Raw genomic sequence first — 26,415 nt, forward strand, 5'->3', positions numbered from 1 at the left:
GCAGTTAAGTAAAGTGTCTGGCTTTCCTGATTTGCAGTTATTGTTTTTCTTATGCCTGTATTTCCGGATGCAGCGGTAAATAAGCTGTATTTGGTTTGTAGGATAGAAGCCTTTGCGCCTGTTTTTATTGCAACTCTTACTGTTTAACAGAGCTTGAAAACGAACGATAACTGACTTTTACGCAAGGTCTTGTGTGGCTATGCTGTGTCCTGATGCCTTGTTTTGGTCTCTGTCTGAAAAAAGAAAAAGCTACTACCTGTATGATTATCTAATCCTTAATAAAAGAATAATTAAAGTTTTTTACCATCTAATATAATTATGATCAAACCTGCAAAAGTTTTATTGTACTATCTGTCATTGTTAGTTCTGTTAACTAACTGTGATACAAAGGATGATTATTATGCTCGTCCGGAAAACTTAGGCGATCCGATTTATCAGCAATTGGAAGCCATGGGGAATTTCAAAAATTTTCTGGCATGTGTGGATAAGGCTGGATACAAGCACACCTTGAGCAGCTCGGGTTACTGGACCATTTTTGCTCCAACCGATGAAGCGTTTCAGCAGTTTTTTGCAACCTCAGGCCTGGCAGGTATAGAAGCGATAGATGCAGCGAAGGCCCGTGAAATTGTGACCTATGCCCTCATTTACAATGCTTTCAACAAAGAAAGGCTTTCCGATTACCAGTCCAATATAGGCTGGGTGGAAGATGAGTCCTTCAGGCGGAGAACGGCTTACTATACCGGTTCCTATACTGCTGATGTAGCTGGGAAAAATGAGCAGGTAGTGGCCAGCAACCGCAACGGCGGCAGCTATGTGCCGGAGGATAACAACAACAAGTACATAACTTATTTTACAAGCGATTATTTTGCTGCGCATGGCCTCTCTGAGGCAGATTATACTACTTTTTTTCCTGGTGTACCCTTTACAGGCTTTAATGTAGTAGATGCGGCTGTTGTTGATAACAAACACAGCATTCGTGCAGAAAACGGAATGATCCACGTGGTAAACAAGGTGATTCTGCCGCTTCCCAGCATCGACCAGTACTTAAGCGGCAAGCCTGAGTATGCTGAGTTCAGAAAACTCCTCGAGAAATACGGCGCCGTTTACACGCATAGCCCGATAGCTACCGAAAAGTGGAATAAAATTAAAGGAACAACCGATCCTGTTTACCTGAAAACATTTGCTCCTGCACTGGCCTTTAACCCGGGCAATGAAAACTTCCTGAAGCAAACGGATAATGACGGGCAGTTTGATGCATGGTCAATGTTTGTGCCTACGAACCAGGCTCTGACGGCTTATATCAATGAAGTGTTGCTGGAGCATTACGAATCGCTGGACGAGATGGATCCGCAAATTATTTATGACTTCCTGAATGCCCACATGTGGCAGACGGCTGTATGGCCAACCAAGTTCAACGCCACTGCCAATTTTGTGGGTGAGCCTGCGCGCTTTAACCGTGCTACTGATATTATAGATCCGAAGATTCTAAGCAACGGGATGTTTTACGGCGCCAACAAAGTACAGCGGTCAGATGCGTTTCATAGTGTTTTCGGTAAAGTATATCTTGATCCGAAGTATTCGATGATGAGCCGGTTCCTGCAGCGGGAATTACGAAATGCCGTATCGAACCCAAATGTTCGCTTTACCATGTTTTTGCTGTCTGACGAGGCCCTGACTGAGGCCGGTTATTCCTTTAACATACAGGAGAATAGCTGGTACTACAATGGCTCTACCAATCAGGCTGTTAACCGCCTGGACAGGCTCATTAACTCTCAGATTGCCGTAACACTACGCGGAGAACTGGATAACCTGGGTGGAGAAGGTATTATAGATACGTATGGCGGTGAACTGATCAAGTTTAAAAATAACATGGTTTATGCTGCCGGTAACCTGGAGCCAGATCCGCAGGCAGCTCTTACCGGCGAGAATCTGCCAAGAATTACTGCTAAAAAAGAGACTTCAAACGGAGTAGTGTATTATATAGACAAGCCACTGCTGTTTCCGGAGCAGGCAATTGGTTTGCATATGAAGCATTACCCGCAGTTCAGTAAATATTTCTCTTACCTGGAGAACTCTCCGCTTTACAACAAAACTACCGGCGAGATCAACGGCATCGCCAATGGCGCTTTCTATACTTACTTCATTCCTTCAAACGCAGCGATGGACCAGGCTGTTGCCGATGGCGTACTGCCTGCCGACCCAACTTCCACGAATGTGGCTGACAGGGAAATGATTGATGGTTTTTTGATTTACCATATCCTTAACAGGTTTGCTATCATTCCAAATGGCAAGGAGGAAGGAAGACTGGAGTCTGTTTTTAAGACATTAATAGGTGACGTGACAACCATCACAGTTGATAATGAGCCGAACCAGCTGAAGTTGACTGATATGAAAGGGCGTACCGCCAATGTGGTAGTTGCAAACAGCAATAAGATTGCCAACAGGAGCGTAATGCATCAGATTGATAATTATCTGCAATATGTTCAGTAGAAAACTTAAAATTAAAAAGCTTATTAGGTATTGCTTATGAAAAGTATAAATACATTGATTCTTTGTGTCCTTGTAGGTACGGCAATTCTGCTGGGCAACACCGCCTGGGCGCAAACCAAGGCGGGGCCACTCATACGGGGTACAATTATTGACAAACAGACGAAAGAGTCTCTTATCGGAGTTGTTGTGATGGAGGTTGACAGTGATCAGCGGGTAATTAATGGTGCGAATACTGACCTTAACGGTAAATTTGCGCTAAAAACCTCTGATGCGAAAAACAGCATCCGGATCTCTTACATAGGCTATATCACTATTACGCAGCCTATAGGTAATTCCACTGAACTCAATATCCAGTTGCAGCCTGATTCCAAAACCTTAGGTACAGTGGAAGTTGTTGCACAACAGGCCGTTAGAACCGGTATGCTGGATGTGGCCGAACGTGACCTGACGACGGCTATTGCCAAGATAGATGCCCGTGAACTTGCTGAAGTTCAGGCGACATCTATCGACCAGGCGCTGCAGGGCCGCTTGGCAGGTGTGGACATTGTAGCCAACTCAGGCGATCCGGGTGCAGGTATGGCTATCAGGATCAGGGGTACATCTTCTATTAACCAGGGTTCAGACCCGCTGGTAGTGGTAGACGGTATGCCGTACGACATTACTATTTCCGATGACTTTAACTTTGCTACTGCCGATGAGCAGGGGTATGCGCAGCTGCTAAATATTGCTCCTACCGACATTAAAGATATTGCTGTACTGAAAGATGCGGCTGCCACTGCCATGTGGGGACCACGTGCTTCTAACGGGGTACTGGTAATTAATACCAAGCGTGGCGCGAAAGGCAAGCCTACCGTTAGCTACTCATTTAAAGGAGTAGTTAGCAAGCAGCCGGATGCAATTCCGATGCTTACCGGTGATCAGTACTCTATGCTGATTCCTGAAGCTTATATGAACCGCGACGGGCGCCCTTTAAATACCAACAGTATAAAAGAGTTTCAGTACGACCCCTATGACCCTTACTGGTATTACAACTACAGCAACAATACCAACTGGATTGAAGAAATTACCCGGACAGGGCACCAGCAGGACCACAACATCTCGTTGCAGGGTGGTGGTGATAAAGCTACTTATTTTGCATCGCTTGGCTACAATAACACAGTAGGTACCACTATCGGATCGGACCTGAGCCGTATCAATGCGCGTATCAACCTGGATTATAAAGTGTCGGACCGCATTCGTTTCCGTACCGACCTTGCCTACACGCACGTGGACAACAACATGAACTATTCGTCGAACCTCCGGTCGATAGCTTATACAAAAATGCCGAACATGTCCGTGATTGAGTACGATGAAAATGGTGTACCGACAGGTAACTACTTCTCGCCGGAGCTAAACGTGCAAGGCCGGTATTCCGGAACTTACAACCCGGTGGCAATGGCCATGGAAGGAAAGAGCAACAACGTGGGTGACAGGATCCGTCCGACTTTCAATTTGCAGTACGACCTGATTCCGTCACGGCTGTTAACTACTTTCGACGTAGCGTTCGATATCAATAACAGCAAAACCACCCGTTTCCTGCCGCAGACTGCAACTGGTCTGCCGTCAGACAACACAAACGTGAACCGTGCTGAAGATATCGACAATGACCGGTTTAATGTTCAGACCAAAACAAACATTATTTATACACCGGAACTCGGAGAAAACCACAACCTGCAGGCCTTGTTCTCGCTACAGACCAACGACGACAGGAACGTTTCTTATGCGGTAACAACTGCCAACTCTGCCTCTACATATTTCCAGGACCCAACTGCACCGTCAAGAATCCAGAACCCTGACTTGCGATTGGAATCCGGTATGGCGCAGAGCAGAACAGTGGGTGCCGTAATAAACGCACAGTACTCCCTGCTGGACAGGTACATCATTAATGGCGGTTTACGTTTGGATGGTAACTCCAAGTTTAACGAAAATAACCGTTATGGCCTTTTCCCTTCCATCTCCGGCCGCTGGCGTATTTCCGGTGAAAGCTTTATGCAGGACATCAGCCAGATTAATGACCTGAGCTTGCGCGTAAGCTGGGGCTCTACCGGTAACCCGCCAAGAAACAGCTACTCCCACTTTGCGCAGTACAGAAGCTTCGACTGGAACTACATGGGCTTATCAGGAGTTTACCCGATGGACCTGGAGCTGCGAAACCTGAAATGGGAAACTGTAATTCAGACCAACTACGGTATTAACCTGCGCGCTTTCGATAACCGCTTAGAACTGGATGCTGAAATTTATAAGAAAAGAACGCTGGATATGTTCTATCCTGGTCTGCAAATTTCCTCTATCTCCGGTTTCAACTCTGTGGATATGAACGTGGGTGTGATGGATAACAACGGATGGGAAATTATGGCCGGTGTTACCCCAATCAGGTCAAAAGACCTCACCGTACGGTTTGACTTCAACATCTCCAGGAACTTCAACATCATCCAGGAAATATCTGAGTACTATCCGCGTGAAAGAGGCAACATCTATCAGAACGGTCAATACAAAATCTTCATGCAGGAAGGGAATCCGTTTGGCTCTTTCTATGGCTTCCGTTACAAAGGCGTTTACAAAGATGCTGAAGCAACCGTTGCTCGGGACAAAGATGGAAACCAGATTATCGATGCCAACGGCGCACCTATCTACATGCGCTTTAACTACCCAACCTTCGATTACCTCTTCCAGCCTGGCGATGCTATTTACGAAGACATCAACCATGACGGAAATATCAACTACATGGACGTAGTTTACCTCGGCAATGCCAATCCAAAGCTGACCGGTGGTTTCGGACCAAACATTACCTGGAAAGATTTCAGACTTAATGTATTCTTTAACTACCGTTACGGGTACCAGATCATTAACCAGACAAAAATCAGCACAGAAAACATGTCCGGCTACAACAACCAAAGTACAGCAGTGCTGAGAAGATGGAGAGATATAGGTGACGAAACCGATATGCCAAGGGCCGTGATCGGACCAAACTACAACTCGCTTGGATCTGACCGTTTCGTGGAGGATGGCTCCTTTATCCGTATCAAGTACATCACGTTGCGCTATAGCCTTCCGGCCGTGTTAGCCAACCAGGTACATATGAAGGACCTGGCTCTGTTCACCACCATCGAGAACATTTATACCTTCACGAACTACACAGGACAGGATCCGGAAGTATCTTACCGCGGTAACGACCCATTCCGTGTAGGATATGACACCTCTATGACACCACCGGTGAAGACACTGACTCTGGGTCTGAATGCCCGGTTCTAAAAGAAATTGTAGATCATAATAACTTGATTCATCATGTTTAATAATAAAATAGTAAAAGCATTTCTTGTAGCGCTCGTTTTCCTGGGCAGTTCCTGCGATAGTTGGTTATACCTGGAGCCACAGGATGCAATTGTGCGGCAGCAGTTCTGGAAAACGAAAGAGCAGGCGGAAGCAGCCCTGATCGGGTGCTACGCTTCACTGCTCGATTCGGATTTAGGTTATAAAATGTTTGTTTGGGGAGAGCTGAGAGCCGATATGGTTGTGCCAAACGACCGGGCCACGCTGGATGAGCGTGAAATTGTGGGCGGCAATATCCTGGAAACAAATAACGTAACCAACTGGCGTCCTTTTTACAGAACGATTAACTATTGCAATACGCTGATAGAGTATGCGCCGCAGGTGCAGGAGCACGACCCTACTTTCCGGGACGAAACCCTTGCTGCTTATATTGCAGAAGCAAAAGCTATCCGAAGCCTGATGTACTTCTACCTGGTGCGTACTTTTGGCGAAGTGCCCCTGAAGTTAGATGCAACTGTAAGCGATGATCAGGATTTTACATTGCCAAAATCATCCGAAGAAGCAGTTTTGCAACAGATCATTAAAGACCTGAACGAGGCTGAGGCGGGAGCTATGAGAACCTTCGGGAACAAGATGTACAACAAAGGCCGCTTTACAAAATCAGGAATTAATGCCCTGCAGGCTGATGTATACCTGTGGGCTGAAAAGTATGAAGAGAGTCTTGCTGCCGCAAACAAAGTTATTGAGTCAGGGCAGTACGGCCTTGTAGCAGGAGACAATTCCTGGTATAACACGCTTTACGCGCAAGGCAATTCAAATGAATCGATTTTTGAAATTCAGTATGGCGCCCAGCCACACCCTTATTTCCCGATTATCCGGAATGGCCAGCGTTTCAGTGCAGCTCCTTTTGTACTGGAAGAGCTTTATACCATAGATTTTGTTGACCCGACAAATTTCGATATCAGGGCCGATGGCGCTTCGGTACAGGCTGATGGCAGAATCTGGAAGTATATAGGCTTTAATTCTAGCGTACAGCGAGCAGATGTTGCTCCTTACCCGAACTGGATCGTGTACCGTTATGCGGATGTTCTTTTAATGAAAGCGGAAGCCCTTGTGCAGTTAGCAAAACGTGACAACAATTTAGAATATAGCCAGCAAGCACTTGACCTGGTGAAAATGGTGCGTGACAGAGCAAAAGCACTGGAAGCAACAGAAAGAGGTGTAGAACTGGATGACTTCAGTGGCCTGACGGATTATATCCTGGAAGAGCGGGCGCGCGAGTTAGCTTTTGAGGGTAAAAGGTGGTTTGATGTGCTGCGGAACAGCAGGCGTAATAACTACGAGCGTATGGACATCCTGTTGAACATGGTTTCGCAGAGCGCTCCTGCCGACCGCCAGCAAAGTATCATAAATAAATACCGTGACAAGTTGAGTCATTTTCTGCCAATCTACCAGTTTGAACTTCAGACGAACAAAAACCTGGTGCAGAATCCTTTTTACTCCAAATAATTTAAATAATAAAATACTAATAGAATGAAGTCAATCCTAAACTACAAATATTCAACGGTACGGTTCCTTGGAGTCTTCGTACTGTTGAGCGTTCTCATGATGAGATGTAAGGATCCGGATCTGGTGATGACTACAACAGACGACGTGAACATTACAGGTTATCTGGAACGGTTCCCGGAGGAGTACTCGGAGTTCAAAAAGATCCTGGATTTAACCGGTAACTCCAGCTTCCTGGGTGCTTATGGTACTTACACCATCTTTGTGCCTAACAATGCTGCTGTAAAAAAATTCGTAGAGGAGCAAGGCAAAACTTCGGTTGACCAGTTAGATGTGAATGAACTGAAAACGATAGTGCGGTTTCACCTGATTCAGGATACTGTTTCTACCCAGACATTCACGGACGGAAAAATCAGCCAGCCAACCATGTATGGGCAGTACCTGACTACAGGCGCTACCAACGTGGATGGTACCTCTTATATTACCATCAACAAGCAGGCAAAGGTTGTAAAGAGCAATATTAAATTAGGTAATGGCGTGCTGCATGTGGTTGACAAGGTAATGGAACCTGCCACGCAAACCCTTGCCCAGATGCTGGAGGCAGACCCGGAGTATTCCATCTTTACAGCGGCAGCGAAAGCTACCGGTTTTTATGATACCCTGAACATTCCTGCATCGGAAAACACGAAACCGAATCGCAAGTGGCTTACTGTATTGGCTGAGTCCGACGAAACGTTGAAGGAAGCAGGCTTTGAATCTTTTGAGCAGTTGAAAAACCGCTACTCCACTACTGGCGATCCAAAAAATCCTTCAGATAGCCTTTACCTGTACGTAGCCTACCACATTCTGCCACGCAACAGTTATGTAGCAGACCTCATCACTGCTCCATCGCATGAAACGCTGGCCCCGCTGGAGGTAATAACTACCCGTTTAGAAGGTACAGACCTGAAACTGAATGCAGATGAGTTTGCAGGCGTACGAGAACCAGGCGCTCTGGTAAACCGTGATCAAAGTGACTTTTCTGCAACAAATGGGGTTATGCATGACATTGAAGACCATTTCCGCATCAAGGTTCGTAAACCGACCGCTGTATTCTGGGAAGTGACAGATCAGCCTGAACTGCGAAAAATGGTAAGTGTTTTCAGACAGTTACCAGGCACCAGCACGCAAATCACGCCCGGATCGTTAAGTGAAGTTAGCTGGCCAAAAGGAAACCTTGTTTATGTAACAAGCAGTGGTGACCGTCATGCTTATTACGATTACTTCTCCATCAACATACGCCCGGCAGTTGTGCCTGAAGTTACTTTTAAAACTCCTTTACTGGTAAAAGGAAAATATAAAGTGTGGGTGTGCTACCGACGCGTGAATGCGAATGATATCCAGGGTTTCTTTAACGGCGAACCGCTGCCCCGCTTATTCGGCCTGAACCCAACCCCGGGTTATCCGGGTGGTGGTGTTACACCGGAAGAAGCTGAAGCGCAAGGCTGGAAACTATATACCGAACCGACAGACTCCAGGTATGTAGGCCGAATGATTGGTGTAATTGATGTAAAAACCACAGACCGCCATGATTTCAGAATGCTGGGACTAACCAACAGAGGTGGTAGTACGGGTAATGCCTTCAGGCTGGATATGATTCACTTTATTCCGATAGATCAGAATCAGATACTTCCACGGTTCCAGCAAGATGGGACACCTGTTTATGAATAATCTGTAATTATAGGGCTTGTAAAGCCCCTTAACGATGTTTATAAGGCCCGGCAGTGCCGGGATAAGTAAAAGGATTTATAAAAGAAAAATTACAATAATGGCTTATAGAAAAATATATTTAATCTTCCTTACTGCCTTCGTACTGACTGCTCTGTCGGCGTGTGAAGATAAATGGGAAGAACATACAGCGCTGCAGGATGCTGTGCTGAAGGAGAACCTCCTGGAGCCTATCAACACAAACCCAAACCTGAGCAGGTTCGCAGAGTACCTGAAAAAATCAGGGTATGATGAGTTACTGAAGAGCTCCAAGCTTTTCACGGTTTGGGCTCCTACAAACGAAGCGCTGGTGGCCATTGACCAGGATGTGGTAAACGATCCTGAAAAATTGCGTCAGTTTGTTGGGAATCATATCAGTTACCAGCAGTACTACACGTACAGCCCGAATCCTTCTCTCCGTATCAAAGCGATCAACGGAAAATATCTGGTGTGGGACCGTTCAACCGAAACGATAGAAGGCGCTTCTGTAGTTGAAGCAAACATGCAACGCGGCAACGGTGTTTTACATGTAATCAACAAAACACTGGAACCGAAGCCAAATACCTGGGAGTACCTGAATTCGCTTACAGTAGGGGAAAGACAAAAGGAGTTTATCAACTCGCAGAGCTTCGACTTTTTTGATCCAAACCTGGCCGAGCAAACAGGTGTTGATCCTGCAACCGGCGCCCCTGTATATAAGGAGGGTACTGGTATAGTATGGCGAAATACTTACCTGGAAAAGGTGCGTAACATCATGCACGAAGATTCTCTTAACACCTTTATCGTTCTTACTGACAATGCCTTTGAGCAGGAATACAATAAAATCAGCAATTTTTTTGTAACTACTTCCGAAGACAGTACCAGGGAATTAACCTCCTGGAATGTGGTGAAAGACCTGGCTTTCAGAGGCCTGTATACACCAGAGAACCTGCCTGATACGCTTGTTTCATTGTTTGGCGTAAAGGTACCTATCGATAAAAGTGCTATTGTATCCTCTTTCCGCACAAGCAACGGGATGGTTTATGTAATGAATAAAGCAGACGTTCGAATAAAAGATAAAATTCAGACCAGGATCATAGAAGGGGAATCGGCAATCAGACCACGTGACTTCAGCACAGACCAGCGCAACGACAGGATTCACTACCGTTACAGATCCAATGCCTCTAATAACCACGATCTGCGTGTGTACGACCATGGCCAGAACAGCGGCATGTGGGTTCGTTACCAGTTATATAATGTACCGGCCGGAACTTATAAGTTTTACATGAAAGCGGTTAAAGATTTCGGTACTGCCGATCTTACCCAGCGATTGGCAATAGGTGATTTTACACAGACCACCACTTTCCCTGCTGTAACCATACCGATGTACCAGGAAGAGGAACAGTATCTGGGGGAATATACAGTTGACAAATATGGCAAGCTGACTATGTTTGTTATCAGCAATCCAGTGTCAGGTTCAGATCTGAACCCAATCGTTCTGGATTACATCAAAATGGTACCTGTGTTATAATTAAAATCAAAGTAGATAATGATGTATACTTATATAAAGAAATTTGGCGGGCTGGCTGTTTTTTTAAGTTTGTCTGTTTGTGTGCCGGAAGCATTCGGACAGCAGGCAGATTCTGTTACTGTTCGTGCGGTACAGAAAGATGGTCCTACCGTAACAGGTGTTGTAAAGGATGCCAACACTGGTGAGCCGCTTGCAGGTGTAAACATTTCCGTACCAAACTTTTCGTCGGCTATTACCGATGATAATGGTGCTTTCTCGATCGTAGTGCCTTCCGGAAACGCTTCCCTTCTTATTGCCGGAGCCGGCTTGCAGCAAAAGCAGGTGCCAGTGAAAGGAAGAGAGATGGTAACAGTTTCAATGTTGCCGGCTTCTGCCAATTCCATACATGATCTGGCCTACCTGCCAACAGGCCAAAAGCCACTCACCCAGACCACGAATTCCGTAGTGACGGTGAACATGCCGAACAAGTGGGGCCGCCCGATGGAAACGCCAGATACCTATCTGCAGGGGCAGGTGGCCGGGCTGAATGTGGTGCGCCGTTCTGGTACTCCGAGTGTGGGTGCGAACATGATGTTAAGGGGCTTATCTTCGCTCAACGGCACCAATCAGCCACTGGTGATAGTAGATGGGATGATCTATGATATGAACGAAGATGGAGGTTCTCTGATAAATGGATTTCATACAAATCCGTTAGCGCATATCGATATCAAAGACATCGAGAATATCACGTTCATCAAGGATGCCGTTTCTACGTATGGTTCAAAAGCCGCCAATGGAGTTATGTTGATAACTACGGCCTATGCGAAGGAACTCGGAACTAAAATTGACTTCTCAGCCTACGGCGGCGCTAATTTCAGGCCATCTAACATTCCTGTGCTGCAGTCTGATGATTACAGGATTTACCTGGCGGATGTGCTGAAAACAAGAGGTTTCACCGACGATCAGATTCAGGCCTTGCCTTACATGCAGGACGATAGAAGCAGAGCTGATTATTACACCTACCACAACAACACCAACTGGCAGGACCAGGTGTTCCGCAACGGGGTAAGCCAGAATTATAACCTTCGGGTTACCGGTGGTGATAACATAGCCAAATATGCCCTGTCGGTAGGTTATATGAATCAGAAAGGTATTGTGGATGAAACCAATTATGACAGGTATACTACCCGCTTTAATGGTGACTACCAGATCACTCCAAAACTGACTGCGAACTCCCGTCTGGCTTTTACCTACAGCGAAAATAAGTTACAGCAGGAAGGACTGGAAAAAAAGACAAACCCATTGTACCTGGGACTGGTAAAATCACCTTTGTTAAGTACGAATGAGCTTTCAGAGGATGGTATCCAATCTCCGAACCTGGCCGATGTTGATATATTCAACGTTAGTAACCCAAGAGCGCTGATCGATAAAGCAAATTACCGCAACAACAACTATCGTTTCTTTGGTTCTGTTTCTGCTGCTTATGCCTTCAGGCATAACCTTAAGTTAAGTACACTGGTTGGTCTTACTTACGATAAAGTAAGAGAAATAACGTTTGTGCCCCGCAAAGGTGTTTTAGCCGATACCCTGAGCAGCGCTGTTGTCTACAGCCGAATGGGTAATCAGTTACAGCGTTTATTCTCTATCTACAACGATACGAAGCTGTCCTTTAACCACGACTTTAGCAGCAGCCATGGGTTTACAGGTGCTGTTGGTGTACGTTACAGCTATAACCGTCGTGAAGAAGACAGAGGGCTTGGCTATAACTCCGCTACCGATGAACTTCAAACAATTGGCCAGGGGGTGAATGCGCTCAGAAGCACTTCTGGCGGAATCGGGCGTTGGAACTGGCTGAACTACTATGCCAACGTAGATTACCAGATATTGAATAAATATTTCCTGTCCTTCAATATGGGTGTCGACGGATCCTCAAGGTTCGGAAGCGAAACCGAAGATGGCCTGACCATGTTTGGGCATCGGTTTGGTGTATTCCCTTCTTTGGGAGCTGCCTGGTTAGTATCGTCTGAAAACTTTATGGCTGGTTTAGATGCCATCGAAGTTCTTAAGCTGCGAGCCAGCTACGGTATTACAGGCAACGACGACATCGGAAATTATTCTGCTAAGCAGCTTTATGTTTCACAGAACCTGCTAGGCATGCAGGGTCTTGTACGTGCCAACATCGCAAACCCTGCACTTCAGTGGGAAACGAACCGTAAGTTGAATGCAGGTTTCGACCTGGCCCTTAAAGATGAGCGTGTAGGACTGAGCGTGGATGTGTATCGTTCTCAAACAGACAACATGCTTACTTTTGAGCCGGTAGCCAAAATCACAGGTTTCGAGTACATGCTGGCCAATAGTGGCGCCATGCTAAACAAAGGTGTTGAAGTTGCTTTAAACAGCCGCATCCTGACCGGTGATCTGAAATGGCAGTTAGGATTAACGTATGCAGCTAACCGCAACGAGATTACGGCGCTTCCAACAGATAACATGACATCAAGCTTCGCTGGTGCTACCATGCTTACCAGAATTGGTGAGTCTGCCGGCTTGTTTTACGGTTATAAAACAGCCGGAATTTACGCCACTGATGCAGAGGCAGATGATGCCGGTTTATTTACCAAACTGCCTGATGGCTCTTTAATACCTTTCAGAGGTGGTGATGTTCGTTTTGTGGACCAGAACGAAGACAATGAAATAAACGATCAGGACCGTGTGATAATCGGTAATGCAAATCCTGATTTCTTCGGGATGTTCTCCAATCGCTTCGAGTACAAGGGCTTTTCACTGGATGCTGCTTTCACCTTCAGTGTAGGCAACGACATCTACAATTACACCAGAGCACAGCTGGAATCTGTAAACGGGGCCGAAAACCAGACGCAGAAGGTTGTGAACAGGTGGAGAAGCAATGGACAAGTGACGGATGTACCGCGCGCAAACTGGGGCGATCCGTTAGGCAACAGCCGTTTCTCAGATCGCTGGATCGAAGATGGTTCTTACCTGCGTCTCAGAACTCTGACGCTTGCATATGAGTTACCGGTAAAAACAAACATTGTAAAATATGTAAATCTTTACGTGACCGGTAACAACCTGCTGACCTTTACAAATTACCTCGGATACGATCCTGAATTCAGTGGATCCAATGATATCCGTTTCCAGGGGATTGATGCCGGCCTGGTGCCGCAGTTCCGGTCAGTAATTGGAGGCGTACGATTCGGCCTCTAGTAATAAAATATTTATTCTTAATTGTTGTCATCTGATGAAAAAGAAATTATTCAAATCATTAAGGCGAGCGTTCCCGGTAGTACTACTTAGTTTGGGTTTATTTTCTTGTGATAAATTAATAGACGTTCAGCCGGATAATGCGCTGGAGCAAGATCAGTTCTACCAGGATAAGTTTGATGCCGATGCAGCTGTAATAGGTATCTACGGTAAATTCCTGAACCTGGCAGAGCATCATATTATTCTGAACGAGCTGCGTGCCGACCTGATGGCGGTAACGCCTGCCGCCCGCGAAAGCATGGTGCAGCTAAGCCAGCATACCGTTACGCCCGATAATGTGTATGCAGACCCAAGGCCGTTCTACGAACTGATTGTGAACTGCAACGATGTGCTTACCAACTTCGACCGCATGAAGGATGAGAGCAAAATGTCGCAGGCCGATTACGCCGAGCGTTATTCTGATATTGCTGCCCTGCGATGCTGGCTGTACCTGCAGTTAGCTATTCACTACGGTAACGTTCCTTACTTTACTGAACCCCTGGCAAAAATTACGGATATAACTAACTTAACCTTAAGTGACTTAAGCCGCTTCGATAAGTTCACTCTGGATCAGATGATCGACGAGCTTATCCGGGTTATGGAAGCATTGCCGTATGAAGAGCAGTACTCTCCGCTTAACTCGTTGAACAGAAGTATTGACGGTTACAACACCAGAAAATTCTTTATCAACAAAAGAGTATTGATGGGAGACCTTTACCTCTGGAAAGGCGAGTACCTGAAGGCTGCCGAGCAGTATAAAACGGTAATGGAAACACCAACCAGCGTTACCGGTGCCAGCAATGAGTTTGATTCCTACAAAATTAAATGGGCCGATGTAACTAATCATAACGACCTCTCCGTTGGTTATGTACGTTATGCCGACCAGGACGTAACAGCGCTGATAGACAATAACACGCAGGGCTGGAAATCCATGTTTATCAGACCTATGGACGGCTTGTTCAATGAAGAGTGGATCTGGGCATTGCCTTTTGATTACACTTTCGGGCAGAAAACACCATTTGTTAAGTTATTTTCAAATGTGGGTGGCGATTACCTGGTAAAGCCTTCGCAACATGCCATCGATCTGTGGGAGTCGCAGGTGCAGCGAAACGGTTTCCCATGGGACCAGCGCGGAAGATGGTCCTGGAAAATGCAGAACGGTCAGCCGGTTGTAATGAAGCATATCTATAACTTTGACCCGGTAAACCCACTGCAAACAAATGGTAAATGGTTCCTGTACAGGGCAGCGCTTCTGCACCTGCGCTTTGCAGAGGCCGCTAACCGCGATAACCAGCACAAAATTGCATGGGCACTGTTAAACAACGGTGGTGCTGCTTTCGATGATCCGGACATTACAGATGTACGTGAGGAGTTGGATACGTTTGAGCCATTCCCATACAATTTTGCTTTCCGTTCTACCAACACGCCGTACTTCCGTGATATTTATCATAGAAGTGCAGGCATCAGAGGACGTGCCAATCTGACTTATTTGTCTATTCCAGGAGGTATTTCTTCACAGGATTCTACCATTTATATAGAGAATAAAATTATAGAGGAAGCAGCACTGGAGTTAGCGTTTGAAGGACACCGTTGGGGTGATTTGGTGCGGATAGCCAAACGCCGTAACGATCCTGCTTTCCTGGCAGATAAAGTATATGCAAAGCTTGTAAAAGCCGGTAATCCAAATGCCGACGCTGTAAGAGCAAAGTTGATGCATCCACAAAACTGGTTCCTGCCTTTCCGCATGGAATAACACAACCCTTTACACCAAAAAAAAGAGGCTGCTCCGGTTTTCCGGAGCAGCCTCTTTTTTTATTTTTATATTAACTGATTTCAGTTCGTCATAACCCGCTAACCCGCTTCTAAAAAAACATTAATTTTTTGTCATCATGGAAAGATTGTGTGGGCGGGAACTATAAACGATTGTGAAAAGAGTTGATTTTTATTAAATGCCGTGGAAGAGCCTAAAATCCTAACTGGTATGATTTCTTCTTTACAGGTTTATTAATTGCTGTGCATGTTCGATTAATCAATTGTTGCCTCTTTACTCCAAACACAAACTTGATACTTTCTTTAGTCTCATTGACGGTACCCTTGCCCGGCAAAAGCCGGTAATCTTATATCCTTCCTATTTCCAATACGGCGTCTCATGGCCTTTGGGCAGAATATAGAGCAAACTTTTACACTCGGTTTTGGCGGGGTGCGGCAGAGGCTTTGGTGGCAGGTGCAGAGGCTTTTTTTGCTTTGCAAAATTCGATTGTGCTTTCCAGAGGCTTAAAATGGAAACTTGCGGTAGCATAATTCATAGAAATCAGATGTTGTTGGTTTACAATACCATTTCGGTTGTTCTGTAGCTGCCACCAAAGCCTTTGTACCTCCCCTAAATAGAGGTTTACATATAAATGAGACAATTGCATTTTTAGCTTAATTACATTAAGCATCCTCTTAGGACCTTGGGTGATGCGGCATTATACTTTATACTTTCTGACGGTTCAGTTCAAATTGTCATTGTTCGAATAAGGAACAGGACCGGTAAAAGTAGTTTAAAACGAAACTGTTGTGCACTGTGGCATAATAAGAAAAACTGCAGCGGGAGTGGAGGCAGGAACAGTAAAGTTTAAGATGCTTAAAAAAATTATGACAGGTGTACTATGCTGGGATAAGTTGCTGCCTATTTCTCATTAATAATTTATTAAAAGATTTTATAATTTTTATAAATATATGATAATGAGCGGTTTGAAATTGAATAGCAGCGTCTTTTTAAGGAGTGGTAAAATATTATGATTATAATATTTTGTATTATAAAAATCAAATCTATTTTTGTTAATAAAATACAACAAGAAATTTTTCAGCCCGCTTATTCAAAATTTTTACACCCGATTTTTATGAAATATTATTCAGCAGCTAATGCTTCTGCATCACAATGGAAGCTGTTATTAGCTGTACTGCTCTTTTTTGCAGGTTCGCAGGCAAGTTTTGCCCAGGCAGACTTGGCCATTCAGGGAGCGGCGGTGTCGCCTACATCTGTGGCTGTGGGTAACAGTGTTTCAGCCACCAGTACTATTTACAATTTAGGCAATACTGCCGCATCGTCCAGCAACATTGGTTACTACCTGTCGACCGACAACACCCTGGATGCAAGCGATACATTTATTGGATCTTCTACCGGGGGGATATTAAATGCATCAGGCCTTTCCGGGTCATTTTCTTATCGGAATGGTACGGTAACAATTCCTTCTAACACGGCTGTTGGGGCCTATTTTATACTGTTTGTAGCCGATTACCTGAATGTGGTAGCTGAAGGAAACGAAAATAACAATGTTAGCAGTGTTTCGATAACGGTGGTGCCACAGAGTGTAGACTTTACTGTAACAAACCTCAATACGTCCGCCACTACAGTATCTCCGGGCGTTCTGATAAATGTAGATGCGTATGTGGTGAACCAGGGAAATATCGCTTCATCTTTCAGTAACATGGGCTACTATTTATCTGCAAATACCACACTAGATGCTTCCGATGTGTTTATCGGTTCCAGTTCTGGCAATAGTATTGGGGCAGGCAGCTACAGGTATTTCTCTTCGTCGGTGTCCATTCCCGCGAATACGGTGCCGGGGAGTTATTATTTAATATTTGCTGCGGACTATCTGAATCAGGTAGCGGAGAGCAATGAAACGAATAACACGGGCTACAGGGCGATCACAGTTGTGGCTCCTTATGTGGATTTAGTGCTGCAGTCGCCGTACATCTATAATTCCAGTGTTACGGCCGGCAGTACTGTAGGAACGGAGGTCCGTATCCATAATTTGGGCAACAGCAGTGCCTCTTCCAGCAACATCGGGTATTACCTTTCTACGAACTCCACCTTCGATGCGAGTGATGTATTTATTGGCTCCTCTTCCGGCGGAACTTTAACAGGCGGAAACTACAATTACCGCTCTAACAGCATTACCATTCCGGCGAATACGGCGCCCGGTTCATATTATATCGTTTTCGTAGCAGATTACCTCAACCTGGTGACGGAGAACAACGAAAATAACAATATAGTTAGCGCTGCCGTTACAGTCGTACTGCCAAACATTGACCTGACACTTAGTTCGCCTTCCATAAGTCAGGCTTCTGTTTCGGCGGGCAATCCGGTTAGTGTTGGAGTTACGATTAATAACCAGGGGAATACAGCAGCTCAATCCAGTAATATCGGTTATTACTTATCTTCCAACAGTACGTTTGACGAATCTGACCTGCTGATCGGATTCAGCAATGGCTCTTCTCTGGCTGCAGGAAACAATTCCTACAGAAACGAATCGGTTACAATACCGGCTAATACCACACCAGGAACCTATTATCTTTTTATCGTTGCAGATTACCTGAACAGTGTAACGGAGAGCAATGAGAACAATAATGTAATTAGCACGGCCATAAGTGTTATGGAGTTCGGTACAATGTTCCTGATGCCTGCTTCCGGGGCGCTTAACTTTACAACCTGCACCGGTACGTTATATGATAATGGCGGCACCGGTAATTATTCTAATTACGCCAATGGTACTGTAACACTTAACCCAAGTGTAAGCGGGAATAAAATACGCCTGACTTTTAGCTCATTTATGCTGGAGAGCTGCTGCGACTATCTCTCCATTTACGATGGCACCAGTACGTCAGCACCCTTAATCGGTACATATAATGGTAGTAATAACCCGGGTACTGTTTATGCGACAAACAGTACGGGTGCCTTAACCTTGCGCTTTTACACAGACGGTAGTGCAACTTATTCTGGTTTTGAGGCTGCCATTGCCTGTGTTACTTCGGTGCCGTTAGCTGATCTGGTAATTCAAAATCCTGCTGCTACTCCTACTTCCCTTACAGCCGGAAACGTGATGTCTGTAAGTTCCCAGGTATACAACCAGGGGGGAGTTACGGCTGCATCGAGCAATGTCGGGTATTACTTATCTACTAACAATACCTTTGATCCGTCAGATGTTTACCTGGGATATTCTTATGGGTATAGCTTGACCGGTGGCTCCGTTTCCTCCCGTAATACTAACCTGACCATTCCGGTTTCAACGGCAGCAGGAAATTACTTTTTGCTCTTTGTGGCGGATAACACCAGTTTAGTAACCGAAGAGAATGAAACAAACAATGTGGCCAGTGTAGCCATAACCGTTGAAGCAGCTACCATAGATCTACTCATGCTATCGGCATTTCCTTCTTCCAGCACCTTAACGCCGGGTAATGCCTTTAGTGTTTCTAGCTTTATTGCCAACCAGGGAGCTTCCACCTCGCCAAGTAGTAACGTTGGCTACTACTTATCGGCGAACAACACTTTTGAAAGCACTGATTTGTTCTTAGGCAGCTCCAGTGGCGGCGCCCTGACCAGTGGCAACTCGGCCTTACGAAGTGCTTCCTTATCGTTGCCAGCCACCATTACAGCCGGAACTTATTATATCTTTTTTGCCGCCGACCATACAAACGCTGTAACAGAGACCAACGAAGCAAACAATATCAGGTTTATTACTGTTACGGTTTCTTCGTCCAATTTTGTAGACCTGGAAATAGCCTCAAAGACTTTAGCGAGCGCCAGTATTGTGGCGGGTGAATCGGTTTCGGCAACTGCCAATGTGAAGAATAATGGTAATGTGGCAGCTCCGCGCAGTGCTGTCGGGTTTTACCTCTCCTCCAACACCACACTGGACCAGGATGATGTATTGCTCAATACCATGCAAACAGCCTCTACCCTGGCAGCCGGGGCAACAGAGGCTGTTACGGCGAACCTCACCATCCCGGCTAATACCGAGGCGGGCAGTTATTATATCTTGTTTAAGTCGGATTACGAAAATCACATTGCAGAATCAAACGATGCCAATGATCTGGCTTATCAGGCCATCACAGTTGTGGGCGCATCGGTTGACCTGGTTGTTCAGACGGCAGCGGTAGCGCCTGTATCCATACCGGCCGGCCAGCCGGTAACAGCCACTGCCGGCATTCGCAACCAGGGTTCGGTAGCGGCGGCTTACAGCAGCATCGGCTACTATTTATCTGCAAACAATACCCTGGATGCTTCGGATGTACTGCTTAACGTTTCTACCGGTAATGCGTTAGCAGCAGGAACGACAGCAAACAGATCTGCCACACTTACTATTCCTGAAGGCACTGCCGCAGGCTCTTACTTTATTCTCTTTGTCGCCGACCATGCCGAAGCACAGGACGAAAGCAGCGAAACGAACAATGTAAAGGCTGTGGCACTTACAGTAATAGCACCTACCGTCGACCTGGCTGTTCAGACACCAACGGTTTCGGCGGCATCGGTGGTGGCGGGCACAGGCATAACACTCACTGCCAATGTAGTGAATGCCGGTACCGTTGCTTCCACAGCTACCACCATCAGGTACTATCTGTCGCCAAACAACACCATTGAAAGTTCCGACGTGGTACTTGGCAGCGCAGACGTCAGCAGCATGGCAGCCAGTGGTTCCGTATCGAAAGTGGTTTCGTACACGATACCTGCAAGTACTGCTGCGGGAAATTATTTTGTGCTGTTCCAGGTGGACCCTGACAATACAAATACCGAGAGCAATGAAAATAATAACACCGCCAGCGTTGCCCTGGCCATTACACTGGCTCCTGCCGAAGTGGACCTGGCCGTACTGACTCCTACGGTTTCTGCTGCATCAGTTGTAAGTGGCGGTACTGTGAATGTGACAAGCACCATCAAAAACAATGGTACTACTGCAGCTGCTTCGAGCACGGTAGGTTATTATTTATCTGCTGATGCTGTTTTCAACAGCGCTGATGTTGTCCTGGAATCCTCGTCCGGTGGAACACTTGCTGCCGGAGCTACTGCATCCAGAACAGCCACCCTCACTATCCCCGACGCTACAACTGCAGGTAACTACTACATTCTGTTTGTTGCCGACCATGCCAATGCTGTTTCCGAAACAAATGAGACGAACAATGTTGCCAGTGTTGCCCTCGCTGTCACTGCGGCGCTCCGTGCCGATCTGTTAGTAACGGCTGCATCTGTTTCGAAGGCAACTACGGTGGCCGGCGATACAATTGCCGTAACCGCTACTATCCAGAACAGCGGCCAGGCTTCAGCTGGCGGCAGCATGGTTGGTTACTATTTGTCTGCCAGGAATGTCTGGGACAACACCGCCGTCAGGATAGGACAGAGCGAAGTAACTACACTTGCAGTGGGAGGTACGGCAAGTCCTGAAGCTAACCTGATTATACCTGCCGGTACTGCTGCAGGCGATTATTTTGTGCTGGTAAGAGCTGACGATACCGGTGCTGTTACAGAATCGAGCGAAACAAACAACGTACGTAGTATAGCTGTTACGTTAGCTGCGCCTACGGTAGACCTTACGGTGCAGCCTGCTGCTTTTGTAGCCTCGGTAACGGCTGGTAACAGTTATTCCTTCGCAACCGAAATCAGGAACAGTGGCAATGTGGCTGCAGCAAGTAGTAATGTGGGACTTTATTTATCTTCCAATACGAGCTTAGAAAGCTCTGATTTGTTGCTGAGCACGATTACAGGTGGCCCGCTGGGTGCAGGCAGTGTAGCTGTCCGGTCTTCAAGCATCACCATTCCGAGCAATATAAGTCCGGGCACTTATTACATACTGGTGGTTGCTGATCCTGCAGACCTCGTAACTGAGTCTGTTGAAACAAACAATATGCAGACAGCTTCCATTACCGTAGTTGCCTCGCTGGTACCGGATTTGAGAGTTCATTCCCCTGGTCTGAGCGCGTCCACTGTTAATGCGGATAATATAGTTGGTGTTTCCGGAACTGTTACGAATATTGGTACCGCTGATGCGCCTGCCGGAAAGGTCGATTATTATTTGTCGACCAATAATACCTTCGAAAGCAGCGATGTGCTGGTAGGTGAGAGCAACCTGCCGTTACTGGCATCGGGAGCTTCATCGAATGTATCTGCTAACCTGAGGATTCCGGCAACTACTGCCAACGGTAACTACTTTGTGCTGTTGATTGCAGATGCAGCAAACCTGATCGTTGAAAAAGACGAGACGAATAACCTGGCCAGCATTGCTCTTACCGTTTCGCCTCCGGCATTACCCGACCTGGTAGTTAACAGCGCAACTGTTTTACAATCTAATTTTATGCCAGGCGATACAGTTGCCGTAACAACTACAATTCAAAACAATGGACCTGGTTCCGCCGCGGCAAGCTCCATCGGCTATTATATCTCCGACCGGAATGTATGGGATAACACCGCTACCTTACTGGTGCAACGCCAGGTAACTTCATTGGCAGCAGGAGGCACCACCAGTTTAACTACCTATATGTCTGTTCCTGCCGGTATTGTAGCAGGTACATATTATATTCTGGTAAAAGCCGACGATATGGGTGTTGTTACAGAAACCAATGAAACAAATAATGTACGCAGTGTGGCTGTAACTGTAATACCCCCAGTGATAGATCTGGTAGCCGAAAACATTACCTTTGAGGGAACCGTTTATGCAGGCAACAGTTATAACATCTCCGCAGGAATTAAGAACAATGGCAACGTGACATCCCCAAGCAGTAATGTTGGGTTTTATTTGTCCACCAACACTACTTTCGATAGTAGCGACGTCCTGTTAAGAAGTATTTCAGGTGGCCCGTTAGCGAATGGTTCTATAGCAACCCGCAGTTCGAACATTATAGTACCTGTTGGCACTGCTCCCGGAACTTATTATATGCTGGCTGTGGTAGACCATACAGGTGTTATAATTGAATCGAATGAAACCAATAACAGCAGATCGTTTGCCTTTAACTTACTTGCTGCTTCTGCGTTACCCGACCTTAATTTGCACAGCCCTGGCCTGGGAACTGCATCCGTGCGGGCAGGCGATAATGCAGCAGTTTCGAATATTGTGACTAATGCGGGTACAGGGAATGCACCTGCCGGTAAAGTAAATTATTACCTGTCGACAAACATGGTGTTTGATTCCTTTGACACCTTCCTGGGCGAGAGCAGCGTGCCCCAGCTTGCGCCAGGCGCTTCGTCTACACAAACTGCCAGCGTGTTAATTCCGGGTACCACTGCCAGTGGCAGTTATTACCTGCTTATGGTGGCTGATGCAGCTAATGTAATCCCGGAGAGTGATGAGGTGAATAATATGAAATCTGTGCCGGTGAATGTGGTGCATACCCTCCTGCCAGATTTACACTTATATTCCAGTTTTATCACTTCTTCTGTAATGCCAGCAGGTAATCAAGTTTCAGGTCATGCTGTAGTAGCAAACCTAGGGAATGCAAATGCACTCGCCGGAAGTGTCAGCTATTACCTGTCGACTGACAAAATTTACGATGCCGCTGATGTATTTTTAGCTGAGACTGCTTTACCCATTATTGAAGCCGGTGTTATTCATCATACATATGATAACTTCAGAATTCCGGCCGGTACGCCTGTCGGCAACTACTATGTGCTGGTAATAGCAGATCTGGGTAATTTGATAGCTGAGCTGGATGAGACAAATAATATGGAAGCGTTGCCTCTTGCTATAAGTACAACAACGGGTGTGGACGATATGGTAGCAGACAGCAAGTTGAGTATATGGCCAAATCCGGCTTCTGATGTCCTGACCATAGAAGCTGCAAACTTCGGAAAAGGAGAGAAGGTAGCTGAAGTAAGCTTGTACAATGCCATCGGAGAGAAAATAATGTCCAGGCAAGTGGCCATAGGAAAAGATAAATTACAGACATCTTTCCAGGTGCAGCATCTGGATACAGGAATGTACCATCTTCATATAAAAGCAGGAAATACCGTAACTGTGAGGAAGGTAGTAATCCAGCGGTAACAGTATTTTGATAGCTTACAAGTAAAAGAGGCTGCTCAGGTTTTCCGGAGCAGCCTCTTTTATTATTGGATCCAAGTGACAAATGCAACTTTATCTGACTGAACAGAATTGTTACTTTATTCACGCAAGCTATCATAATAGGCCACCACCTGTAGCAGCGCCTGCTCAAAATTATTCCGGAAATCAAGGTTCTCTTTGTGGATGAAATTTTCCAGTGCCTTTTTCCTGTCTTTCAAAACTTTTAGCACACCCTTCTGATTCTTTACCGGATGGTACTGCTTGTTTTTATACAGGTAATAGCGGTTCTCCGTCAGAAAACGCTCTGCTACACGCTGATAAGTTGTTTCCTTGAAAATATACTTCTCCCGACGGGCAAATACCTTGGTTTTTCCATCATGAAGCCTTTCATAAAAACCTGCCGGTAGACCGTCCTGCTCATTTAGCCGGACAAACGTGTGCTCGAGTATCTTAAAAGAATCTACTTTCTCGCTGATTAGCCGGAGCTTGAGTGCAGGAGCGTCAGGTTCAACCGGGGGTAAGGTTACCTCGTCGCGTACCAGGTCGTAGCGGAGAGGTGTACGCTCAAGTGCAACACCCTCGTACCAGATTGTACCCGGTAGCCATTCTTCGGAACCAAAGTAGGCATGCCCCAGGATGCCGGGATCGTAATCGGGTTTCTTTTTCGCTTCTTCCAGGCGTTTGGCCTTGCGTAGTTCTTTTTTAGAGGGTGTTTTGGTAGTCTGCGCATGTAGTTGCGGTACAGCCAGTGTATAGCAGCAAAGGGGAATTAAGAGATACTTTAACATGTAGAGTTTACGCTGTAAATAGTTCCTGAAGCAAGATACAAGATAAAAAAATACCTGCTTAATTGAAAGCCAGGCCCGGCAACCAGGAGGGCAGCAGGCTTGCCAGATGAAGTTGCCACAAGTTACGCTAAGGCAAGACATGCGGCAGTTTTCTGAACTGCAGAGGCTGTGGTGGCAGGTGCAGCAAACTTTAAAAGGGCTTTAAATAAAAAACGAAGGCAACGCGAGTGGCTGTTTGCACAGTTTATCGCGTTGCCTTCATTTTTTGCAACCGGAACGGCTACAATTATCCTACTTCCAGAGGTCCATCACCAGTGCAGCACCCAGCGCTGTACCCTGTGCTGATTTGCCAGCTTTGATGCGGAGGTCAGGAAAAGCTTTGCCGAGCAAGGTCATAAAAATCGGGTTCCGGCTGAAGCCACCGTCAACGAGCAGGATATTGAATTTGCTCATATCATTTTCAGCCGCCAGCAGAATAGACTCCAGCTGCTGGCGCAGGAGCTGCACTACCAGGTGGTGGTAAGCCGCTTCGTAGGTGCCATATAACGCCAGGTCCATGTCTATTTTAACGGCGGTGGCCACATGGTCTTTTACTGAAACTTCTTTCTGGTTTTGTACCTGCGCCAGTTCCTGGTATTCTTCTTCCTTAATCAGCTGCTCGTCATATTTTACGGTCTTGAAATAATCGGCCGGCGTTTGGTAGTGTTCTGCCAGAATCTTTACCTGCTCCTCGTGTGCATTGCCAATAAACTTGCGCGAAGCCTTTACCGGATTCCCATTGTACGTCAGGTACTGCAGGCAGTCCTGCTGCAGTTCGTTTACCGTGAGCGGCTGCTGGGCAAAGGGGTTCAGTGTAATACCCCAGGTGCCGGTCGAGAGCAGCAGGAATGGCTCGTGGTACTGCTTCAGGTATGGAATTAAGGCGGAAGAGCTGTCGTGCAGACCAATGCCTGCCGGTATTTTTTTGCCACGGAAGCTGATGCTGAATGGCTCGCTGTGTTCTCTTACCGGCGGAAATAATTTATCCAACCCTTCGGCATACACCCAGGCATGGTAATCTTTTTTCTGAAAATCCCAGAGGGCGGTGTGGCAGCCAAGGCTGGTGTAGTCGGTGGCCATTTCGCCTGTGAAGATGTACGACACATACTGGGGCAGGTGCAGGGTGTGCGCGATCTGCTCAAACAGTTGCGGCTTCCGGTGTTTGAGCCAGTAAAGCTGCAGGCCGGAATTCAGCATGCCCAGTGGCGGCGAAGAAGTTTCTGCGGCTATCTGGAGCTTGTCGCCATAGGTATTGTAAAACTGCTCTTCCAGGTCCTGCGGAAAAGCTTTCAGGTAATTGTAAAGTGGCGTTACCGGCTCTCCAACTTTGTTCAGATGCACCAGGCTTGCGCCGTAGGTGGTGAAATTTACAGCCTGCACGTCGAAATTCTGATCGGCTTCAATTTCCTGCCAGATGCTGCGTAACCAGTTGGTCAGCGCTGTCAGGTTTTCGCAAGGTTCGCCATCATCATCTGTAATTTCGTTACAGTGTTTCTGAGCTTCTTTGATGATCTGGTAATTCTGATCAAAAAGCAAGATTTTCTTATTGGTTTTACCGATATCAAAAACCGCAATACAAGGCACCATAGTTAAAAGTAAAGAATATTATAAACTAAATCGAATATCAGTTGCTGCTATGCTTCAGCAAAAACAGCGGATTGGGCTCCCTTTGAAGGCAAATCTTGTAGGGAAAAATTGTCTGCAGCTGCGACCATTGCCTTTGCTCCTAAAAAAGCAAAAAACTGCTTCAAGTTTTTAACTTGGAGCTATCATTCCAGCAAGTTTTCAACTTGCAAGAGTATTAAATCAGGTAGGTTCAGCCACGAAAGCTGAAAGCTTTCCTGATAAAAAGCTCCAAGTTGGAAACTTGAAGCAGAAATTTTTTCCCTACAAAATTAGCTTCAAAGTGGAACAAAATACCTAAACAGACAGAAAGCCAGAGTAGTGTTCTCCGGCTTTCTGTTATTTGTTTATGACA

General features: G+C 46.1%; 10 protein-coding genes. 8 read left to right on the top strand and 2 right to left on the bottom strand.

Annotation, left to right across the window (positions count from 1 at the left end; translation table 11 throughout):
- Positions 1–450 precede the first annotated feature (450 nt).
- From DCW36_RS19460 to DCW36_RS19495, 8 genes are all read left to right on the top strand, one after another.
- Positions 451–2,490 (top strand): fasciclin domain-containing protein, encoded by a 2,040-nt coding sequence (locus DCW36_RS19460; RefSeq protein ID WP_164891188.1) that lies wholly within the window; start codon positions 451–453, stop codon positions 2,488–2,490.
- Between the two features lie 36 nt (positions 2,491–2,526).
- Positions 2,527–5,781, top strand: a complete 3,255-nt coding sequence (locus DCW36_RS19465; RefSeq protein WP_114778425.1) for a SusC/RagA family TonB-linked outer membrane protein — start codon at positions 2,527–2,529, stop codon at positions 5,779–5,781.
- A gap of 33 nt (positions 5,782–5,814) precedes the next feature.
- Positions 5,815–7,308, top strand: coding sequence for a RagB/SusD family nutrient uptake outer membrane protein (locus DCW36_RS19470; RefSeq protein ID WP_114778426.1), 1,494 nt, complete (start codon positions 5,815–5,817; stop codon positions 7,306–7,308).
- A gap of 96 nt (positions 7,309–7,404) precedes the next feature.
- A complete protein-coding gene (locus DCW36_RS19475; RefSeq protein ID WP_164891189.1) occupies positions 7,405–9,015 on the top strand; it encodes a fasciclin domain-containing protein in 1,611 nt (536 codons plus the stop codon).
- Positions 9,016–9,112: 97 nt separating this feature from the next.
- Entirely contained in the window at positions 9,113–10,561 is a 1,449-nt protein-coding gene (locus DCW36_RS19480; protein WP_164891190.1) for a fasciclin domain-containing protein, read from the top strand.
- 18 nt (positions 10,562–10,579) lie between these two features.
- Positions 10,580–13,759: a SusC/RagA family TonB-linked outer membrane protein gene (locus tag DCW36_RS19485; protein ID WP_205702964.1), complete on the top strand. Its 3,180-nt coding sequence runs from the start codon at positions 10,580–10,582 to the stop codon at positions 13,757–13,759.
- Positions 13,760–13,793: 34 nt separating this feature from the next.
- Entirely contained in the window at positions 13,794–15,548 is a 1,755-nt protein-coding gene (locus tag DCW36_RS19490; protein WP_114778472.1) for a RagB/SusD family nutrient uptake outer membrane protein, read from the top strand.
- A gap of 1,132 nt (positions 15,549–16,680) precedes the next feature.
- On the top strand, positions 16,681–23,592 hold the full coding sequence (locus DCW36_RS19495; protein WP_164891191.1) for a CARDB domain-containing protein: 6,912 nt from the start codon (positions 16,681–16,683) through the stop codon (positions 23,590–23,592).
- A gap of 116 nt (positions 23,593–23,708) precedes the next feature.
- On the opposite strand, the gene DCW36_RS19500 is transcribed toward DCW36_RS19495, so the two are convergent.
- Together DCW36_RS19500 and DCW36_RS19505 are read right to left on the bottom strand one after the other, a co-directional pair.
- Positions 23,709–24,398 carry a hypothetical protein gene (locus DCW36_RS19500; protein WP_114778430.1) on the bottom strand — a complete coding sequence of 230 codons (690 nt, stop codon included), beginning with the start codon at positions 24,396–24,398 and terminating at the stop codon, positions 23,709–23,711.
- 291 nt (positions 24,399–24,689) lie between these two features.
- Positions 24,690–26,024, bottom strand: a complete 1,335-nt coding sequence (locus tag DCW36_RS19505; RefSeq protein ID WP_114778431.1) for an FGGY-family carbohydrate kinase — start codon at positions 26,022–26,024, stop codon at positions 24,690–24,692.
- Positions 26,025–26,415 lie beyond the last annotated feature (391 nt).

This window comes from Botryobacter ruber, assembly GCF_003347595.2.
In the GTDB taxonomy this organism is placed as follows: Bacteria; Bacteroidota; Bacteroidia; order Cytophagales; family Hymenobacteraceae; genus Pontibacter; species Pontibacter ruber_A.

Coding starts and splice junctions, on each gene's coding strand:
- DCW36_RS19475 (WP_164891189.1), top strand. CDS start 7,405: ATGATGAGATGTAAGGATCCGGATCTGGTGATGACTACAACAGACGAC.
- DCW36_RS19505 (WP_114778431.1), bottom strand. CDS start 26,024: ATGGTGCCTTGTATTGCGGTTTTTGATATCGGTAAAACCAATAAGAAA.
- DCW36_RS19500 (WP_114778430.1), bottom strand. CDS start 24,398: ATGTTAAAGTATCTCTTAATTCCCCTTTGCTGCTATACACTGGCTGTA.
- DCW36_RS19485 (WP_205702964.1), top strand. CDS start 10,580: ATGATGTATACTTATATAAAGAAATTTGGCGGGCTGGCTGTTTTTTTA.
- DCW36_RS19480 (WP_164891190.1), top strand. CDS start 9,113: ATGGCTTATAGAAAAATATATTTAATCTTCCTTACTGCCTTCGTACTG.
- DCW36_RS19460 (WP_164891188.1), top strand. CDS start 451: ATGGGGAATTTCAAAAATTTTCTGGCATGTGTGGATAAGGCTGGATAC.
- DCW36_RS19495 (WP_164891191.1), top strand. CDS start 16,681: ATGAAATATTATTCAGCAGCTAATGCTTCTGCATCACAATGGAAGCTG.
- DCW36_RS19465 (WP_114778425.1), top strand. CDS start 2,527: ATGAAAAGTATAAATACATTGATTCTTTGTGTCCTTGTAGGTACGGCA.
- DCW36_RS19490 (WP_114778472.1), top strand. CDS start 13,794: ATGAAAAAGAAATTATTCAAATCATTAAGGCGAGCGTTCCCGGTAGTA.
- DCW36_RS19470 (WP_114778426.1), top strand. CDS start 5,815: ATGTTTAATAATAAAATAGTAAAAGCATTTCTTGTAGCGCTCGTTTTC.